The sequence below is a fragment of the Nostoc sp. UHCC 0251 genome (assembly GCF_034932245.1).
Lineage (GTDB): Bacteria > Cyanobacteriota > Cyanobacteriia > Cyanobacteriales > Nostocaceae > Nostoc.
The window spans coordinates 1-5,261 of the sequence record NZ_JAYGHD010000468.1; the positions used below are offsets into that span (position 1 = coordinate 1).

Annotated in this window: 5 protein-coding genes; 4 read left to right on the top strand and 1 reads right to left on the bottom strand. The window is 42.3% G+C overall.

Translation table 11 applies throughout. The features are described 5' to 3' along the window. Nucleotides 1-137: 137 nt before the first annotated feature. The gene (locus VB740_RS35635; RefSeq protein ID WP_323204522.1) at nt 138-1,226 is read left to right on the top strand and encodes a T3SS effector HopA1 family protein; all 1,089 of its coding nucleotides are present in this window, start codon (nt 138-140) and stop codon (nt 1,224-1,226) included. A 148-nt stretch (nt 1,227-1,374) separates the two neighbouring features. Here the strand turns inward: VB740_RS35635 and xth are convergent, their stop codons facing one another. Continuing rightward, nucleotides 1,375-2,157, bottom strand: coding sequence for an exodeoxyribonuclease III (gene xth, locus VB740_RS35640; protein ID WP_323204523.1), 783 nt, complete (start codon nt 2,155-2,157; stop codon nt 1,375-1,377). 457 nt (nt 2,158-2,614) lie between these two features. On the opposite strand from xth, the gene VB740_RS35645 reads away from it, so the two are divergent. From VB740_RS35645 to VB740_RS35655, 3 genes are all read left to right on the top strand, one after another. Beyond that, entirely contained in the window at nt 2,615-3,685 is a 1,071-nt protein-coding gene (locus VB740_RS35645) for a glycosyltransferase family 4 protein (RefSeq protein ID WP_323204524.1), read from the top strand. 57 nt (nt 3,686-3,742) lie between these two features. Next, nucleotides 3,743-3,928, top strand: coding sequence for a hypothetical protein (locus VB740_RS35650; protein WP_323204525.1), 186 nt, complete (start codon nt 3,743-3,745; stop codon nt 3,926-3,928). 244 nt (nt 3,929-4,172) lie between these two features. Then, the gene (locus VB740_RS35655) at nt 4,173-5,195 is read left to right on the top strand and encodes a zinc-dependent alcohol dehydrogenase (protein ID WP_323204526.1); all 1,023 of its coding nucleotides are present in this window, start codon (nt 4,173-4,175) and stop codon (nt 5,193-5,195) included. The last annotated feature ends 66 nt before the right edge of the window (nt 5,196-5,261 follow it).

Consider the following 5,261-nt stretch of genomic DNA (forward strand, 5'->3'; position numbering starts at 1 on the left):
AATAAGCTCTTTAGGGATTTTAAATGGTTGCTCTATTTACGCCGTGCCGTACTAGAACAATTCTGAATTCTGACTCCTGACTCCTGACTCCTGACTCCTGAATTCTATTTTTTAAAGTTTGAGTTCTAAATGGATTAATGCTAAATTACTCTATCAATCAACCGCTAACTTCTTTATTCGATATTGCTAAGAATATCCAGATTGAGTCAAATTTTTGTATTTATCATCCCAATTATCAACCCTTTGCTCTGCCGACTAAAGTAGCCGAGAGATTTCAGCAAAACTCGGCAGATTTACAACAGAAGTATCTTACCCTATTACTGCGAAACTTTCTTTATGGGATCTATTACAATGGCTCTCTACAAAATACTTTAGCAGTCAATACTGATAGTACTAATCGCCCACAAAAGCATAATTTAACAGATAATTCCATATTAGAAATTGATTGGAACTTTTACGAACAATTGCACGCCAGTAATCACGGCATAGGTTACTTTGACCCTCGATGGCAGGTGTTACGGAAAGAACCTGATGGGACTATGGCGGTGACTAAAGGCGGTTTAACACTTTATGTTGAGCCAGACTGCCATCTAAAATCCAGTAAGAAATCTACCAAAGTGGGCGATATGGTAGCAATCTGGATGCCTAAAAATAGAATGCAAAATGGCTGTTACTTGGCAGTTAGTAATGTCGGACAGGAACAGCTAAGTAATCCTGATGCTGATTTGGGAGCAGGACGAATTTACTTTAACTTTACGCCATCTGGTGCGATCGCTCTTATGGAAAGCCTGACACTGCAATTGAATGCAGCCTCGATTCCTTTTAGCTTTCAGGTTCTCCACAATCCCTGTGCATACGGACGCTATGATTCGGGGCTACTCTACTTTGAACTCCCCGACTATCCAGCAATCCGCACAATTCTTCAGGCTATTTATCCAGAAAATCAATCCCATTTCCAGCCCGAAATCCCCTTGTTTACCAAATTTTTAGCGCCAGGGTTAGGTTTAGCAGAAGAACCAACCCAAAAATTTGCAGCACAAGAAAGTTTTGGGATGAATCGTTGCCAAATTGTCGCTAATGCTTTGTTAGAAGCTTGGCAAAAAGGTAAGAATGCAATGGAGGAAAGGATGAGGACGATTGACCAACACTTTGCACGACACCTAATAGATTTACAGCGTCCCTATCTCAATCCCAGTTCAGAAGATATATATAAGCCGTTAAATTAACTAATTGGGCATAGGGCATAGGACATGGAGATAAGGGAGCAGGGGAGGCAGGGGAGGATGAGGGAGAATTATTGAACAAGTTTCTTCCTTGTCTCTCCCCTCTTCCTTGTCTTTTCCCAATGCCTAATCCCCAATCCCCAATCCCAATTCAAAATTCCACTACTACTGGTGTATGGTCGCTAGGTTGGTTTAATTTTCTGGGTCCGACATCAATGATGCAACTTTTAGCACGCTCATACAAGATAGGTGTGAGATAGTGATGGTCAATTCGCCAACCTAAGTTGCGACGGAAGGCGGCGGCGCGATAATCCCACCAGCTATAATTTCCGCCTTCTGGGGTAAATTTGCGAAAAGCATCGGCAAATCCCAGTTTCAGAATATCGCGTAAGGCTTGGCGCTCGGTTTCTGTTGCCATAATGTGATTTTCTGTACTCACTTGCTCGTGAATATCCTTATCTTCTAGGGCGATGTTGAAGTCACCGCACACACAAATTGCAGGTTCTGACAGCACCAGCACTCGCAAATACTCGTGTAGCGCTGTCAACCAGCGCATTTTATATTCATATTTTTCAGTTCCTACTGCTGCACCGTTGGGAACATATAAGTTAACAATCCGAACACCATCAATTACACCTGTAATCACCCGCTTTTGCTCATCCCATTCGTGGTGTAAATCTGGCAAAATCGCCCTAAAACCGCTACTTACCTCTACGAGCGGCTGGCGGCTAATCAGGGCTACGCCGTTATAAGACTTTTGTCCTGACATATAAAGGTTATAGCCTAACTCCTCAAAAGGCGATCGCGGAAACTCGGCATCCAGAACTTTGGTTTCTTGCAAGCAGAGAACATCAACAGGATTCAAGGTTAGCCAATCGGTAACCTGTTCAAGACGAGTGCGAATTGAGTTAACGTTCCAAGTAGCGATTTTCATTAGTTAGTTATCAGAGTTTTACAAATTACTAATTACAAATTATGTAATTTTTGTACAATTACTTAATATAGATAATTTCTATTTTATTTCGTAATTTCGTTTAGAAGCAGCTTGAATGACTTGATCCCATTGAATACTTTAGTAGTTTCATCTACGAAATATTTAATTTTGTAAGTTCTGCTACAAAATATTCTACCTCATTATGATTCTCAAGACAGATGCAACAAGTAATTGATTTGCTGTAGCTTATAAATATAGGTCAGAGTTGACTTTTGCCGATAGTCCGTTAGATTTGTTGGTAGAAAATTTGGATCATGGTTAACTATTATTGCGCTTTTCGTAGCCTGTTAGGTTAATTTAAATGTCAAAAGAGTAAGTACAAATGCTCTTTCCTCATACAATAATGATGCAACTCATTATGTTGAGGATAATTTCATAGACTGAACCAATAAAACTTATGAAAATCGCTCAAGTTGCCCCCTTATGGGAAAGGGTTCCACCTCCTAATTATGGAGGAATAGAACTGGTAGTGAGTCGCTTGACTGATGAACTTGTTCGTCGCGGTCATAAGGTAACCTTATTTGCCTCTGGCGATTCTGAAACTTTGGCTCATTTAGAAGCAGTTTATCCACGGGCATTGCGCTTAGATCCAAATGTCAAAGAGTATGCAGTGTATGAAATGCTGGAACTAAGTCAAGTTTACCAACGTGCTGCCCAATTCGATATTATCCATTCTCATGTAGGGATTTCGGCACTACCTTTAGCGAGTTTGATAACAACAACTTCTACAGTCCACACACTGCACAATAATTTTACAACGGATAACCGTCACGCATTTAGCTATCACCAAAAACAACCATACGTCAGCATTAGTAACTCGCAGCGTCAAATCAATCTCAATTATATTGACACGGTTTATAACGGAATTGAGCTAGCAGATTATCCATTCGTAGCCCAGCCGTCAGAACCTCCATATTTGGCATTTTTAGGTCGTTTTTCGCCAGAAAAAGGGCCGCAACATGCGATCGCCATTGCTAAACAGAGCGGTTGGCGCTTGAAGATGGCAGGAAAGGTTGATGTCAGAGACTTTAAGTTTTTTGAACAAGAGATTGCCCCCCTCATAGATGGTCAGCAAATTGAATATCTAGGCGAAATCAACCACGCCGAAAAGACTGAACTTCTGGGCAATGCTGCTATAACTCTTTTCCCCATTAGCTGGCAAGAACCTTTTGGGTTAGTAATGACTGAATCAATGGCAACTGGTACACCAGTGATTGCCATGAATTTCGGCTCTGTACCTGAAGTGATAGCCCACGGTAAAACAGGTTTTATCTGCAAAAGCTATGCAGAAATGGCGGCAATGATTCCACTAGCTTTGGAACTCAATCGTCAAACCTGTCGAAAACATGTAGAAAACAACTTTAGTGTTAGCCAAATGGTTAACGGATATGAAGCTGTTTACAGACAAATTATTAAAGACCGCATAGAATCGAATGGCCGCATTCATGCAGCCAACATCCAGTTTTAATCAACTGCTTTTTTTATCCAGTTTAAACAACAATTTTTTTACAAGGAGGACATTGGTATGAATACGAGAGCCAACACCTGCCCATGCTGCGGTGGTTCCCTCCTGCGCCATGCCCGACATGGTGAACTATATTGGTTTTGCCTGTCGTGCCGACAAGAAGTACCGCTGTTAACTGCGACTCGCTTGCCTAATGTGGAAACCCGGAACACCGGAGTGATTCCCCAGCCAGCGGTGAATACTTAGTACCGCAATGCGAAAGTCAGCCCCTGCGGGGAAGTCAAAAGTCAAAAGTCAAAAGTCAAAAGTTTTGTATATCAGGGCTTTTGTAAGTTTTAAACTGGTAGCTTGATTTACGCCGCGCTGTGCTAATTTTTCGCCATTTTGAGAATAATAAAAGCTGACTATAAATCAATACTAATTGAGTTTGAACCTGTCAACTAACTTCAACTGGTAAAATCGGATGGAGCTAATTGATAGGTTTAAAGCTTTGTTAGCAGCGTTACTTTATGGGCAAGAAGATTTACGTCTAGAGCAAGTTCCTGACCCCACTCCGGCGGCTGGCGAAGTTGTAATCGAGGTGGGCGTAGCAACAACTTGTGGTACAGATTTAAAAGTCTGGCGGCGTGGTGGTCATGCCAAAATGTTGATACCACCGACGCTGTTTGGTCACGAAGGGGCTGGGCGAATTGTTGCTTTAGGAGCAGGGGTTACAAATTGGCAAGTGGGCGATCGCATCGTTGCTAATAATTCCGCACCGTGCATGAAGTGCTTTTTTTGTCAACGCCAAGAGTATTCATTATGTCCAAATCTGACCTGGAATAATGGGACTTTTGCGGAATACTTGAAAATTCCTGCACCAATAGTACAGCATAATTTATTGCAGATACCCGATGAGTTGCCGTGGGAATTGGCAGCCATGACGGAACCCTTAGCTTGTGTGTTACATGGTATAGCCCGTTCTAACATCAAAGCCAAAGATAAAGTAGTCGTCTTAGGAGATGGGGCGATCGGGCTGATGTTTGTGGCGGTGTTGAGCGAGAAAGCTGAGGTGTTGCTGTGGGGAGGTAATAACCACAGACTAGAAATTGGTCAAAAATTAGGTGCTGCCCAAACCTTTAATTATCATCAAATCCCAGATATTCCCAGCGTGGTGAAAGAACTCACCCAAGGATGGGGCGCAGATGTCGTGATTGAAGCAACTGGTGTACCAAGTGTTTGGGAAACTGCGATCGCCTGCGCCCGTCCTGGTGCAACAGTCAACTTATTCGGTGGATGTCCACGGGATACCAGCATTACCGTCAATACAGAACAGCTACACTACAGCGAACTTACCCTCAAAGGCGTGTTTCATAATACACCAAAGTATGTGCAGGAAGCGCTGGCACTGATTGCTAGTCGCAAAATTCCTTTTGAGTTACTTATTAGTGAACAGCGGCCGTTAAAAGATTTAGAACAGGTGTTTTGTGACATGAAAGCGCGACAGGTAATTAAGGTAGCGATGATTCCTTAGATCGTGTTAAGTAGACCCATCCGAAAACTCGCAAGCCAATATTTACAAGGCTTTGATACCAGTCCT

What these genes read in the sequence shown, in the direction of transcription:
- VB740_RS35645 (WP_323204524.1), top strand. Translation starts at nt 2,615, where the DNA reads ATGAAAATCGCTCAAGTTGCCCCCTTATGGGAAAGGGTTCCACCTCCT.
- VB740_RS35635 (WP_323204522.1), top strand. Translation starts at nt 138, where the DNA reads ATGCTAAATTACTCTATCAATCAACCGCTAACTTCTTTATTCGATATT.
- xth (WP_323204523.1), bottom strand. Translation starts at nt 2,157, where the DNA reads ATGAAAATCGCTACTTGGAACGTTAACTCAATTCGCACTCGTCTTGAA.
- VB740_RS35650 (WP_323204525.1), top strand. Translation starts at nt 3,743, where the DNA reads ATGAATACGAGAGCCAACACCTGCCCATGCTGCGGTGGTTCCCTCCTG.